At 58.5% G+C, this 1,148-nt stretch carries 2 protein-coding genes; one reads left to right on the top strand and one right to left on the bottom strand.

Annotated features, from left to right (window positions below; genetic code table 11):
• Nucleotides 1-95 precede the first annotated feature (95 nt).
• The gene (locus DOU54_RS12830) at nt 96-713 is read left to right on the top strand and encodes an FMN-dependent NADH-azoreductase (protein ID WP_006697949.1); all 618 of its coding nucleotides are present in this window, start codon (nt 96-98) and stop codon (nt 711-713) included.
• 190 nt (nt 714-903) lie between these two features.
• Here DOU54_RS12830 and DOU54_RS12825 read toward each other — a convergent pair.
• A partial coding sequence (locus DOU54_RS12825; protein WP_113731342.1) for an HlyU family transcriptional regulator occupies nt 904-1,148 on the bottom strand: 245 nt, incomplete at its 5' end.

The following is a 1,148-nucleotide window of genomic DNA, read 5'->3' as shown; positions in this document are numbered from 1 at the left end:
CAGTAATTTTTCATATAGAGCGCAAAGGCAGGGCATCGTGCTCTCCCGCCCTCCCAAGGCGCCCGTCAATTCATCGCATATGCAAGGAAAAGACCATGTCCAACATTCTTCTCATCACCTCCAGCCCGCGCGGCGACGAATCGGTTTCGAACAAGTTCGCCGGTGAGCTCGCCAGCAAGCTGAAGGCCAAGTCGGCTTCCAACACCCTTGTCCACCGCGATCTCGCAGCTGACCCGATCCCGCATCTCGACACCGTCAAGACAGCCGCAATCCGCAAGGCACCCGATCAGCGCACGGCTGAAGAAGCGGTTGCAGCCGATTATTCCGACAAGCTCGTTGCAGAGCTTCTGGCCGCCGACACCGTCGTCATCGGCACCGGCCTCATCAACTTCAACATCTATTCCGGCCTGAAGTCGTGGATCGACAACGTCGCCCGCGCTGGCCAGACCTTCAAATACACCGAAACCGGCCCGGTCGGTCTCGCCACTGGCAAGAAGGTGTACATCGTCCTGGCGGCTGCCGGCGTTTACTCCGAAGGCCCGGCCGTTTCGATGAACCATGCCGTTCCCTATCTGAAGACCGTTCTCGGCTTCATGGGCATGACCGATGTGGAAGTGATCTACGTCGAGGGTCTGGCTTTCGGCCCCGAAGCAGTCGAAAAGGCTGTAGCGGCTGCCGAAGCCAAGGTGGAAGAACTGGCACAGGCCGCCTGAGGCATTCATTCAAAGGCAATCCCGGCATGACCGCCGGGTATTGACCGAGCTCCGTACCGTAACGGCCGTGGACCCTGTCCCGGCCGTTATTCTTTGCCACGTAGGCCACGCAACTGATTCAGATAACAAAGCACAGAAATGCTGCCCGTCCCTGAAGGCCGTAGCGTTCAGGCACTCAATGCAGCCGTCATCATTTTCCCGGGAAGAGAGATGAGCCGTTCTGATCGATAATCAGCTTCGCCTTGCGGATGGTGAACTCCACCGCATCATCGAGGCTGGTGAAGACGTCGGCCCGCACGAATTCATGCACCAGCACCTCGTCACCGGCCTTTTTTTCAATACGGCCAGCCAGGCGGAACTGGCCACCTTCCTTGATCGGGGTCGCATAGATCACATAGTCGCCATGCGCATGCGGTTCTGCCTGCGCCGTCTTCT

Source organism: Agrobacterium sp. MS2 (assembly GCF_003261015.1).
Classification (GTDB): domain Bacteria; phylum Pseudomonadota; class Alphaproteobacteria; order Rhizobiales; family Rhizobiaceae; genus Agrobacterium; species Agrobacterium pusense.
Note: the sequence above shows the minus strand (reverse complement) of the source record. Positions and strands in the feature narration are given on the sequence as shown.

Excerpts from the sequence above, each read along its gene's own strand:
- DOU54_RS12830 (WP_006697949.1), top strand. The coding sequence starts at position 96 with ATGTCCAACATTCTTCTCATCACCTCCAGCCCGCGCGGCGACGAATCG.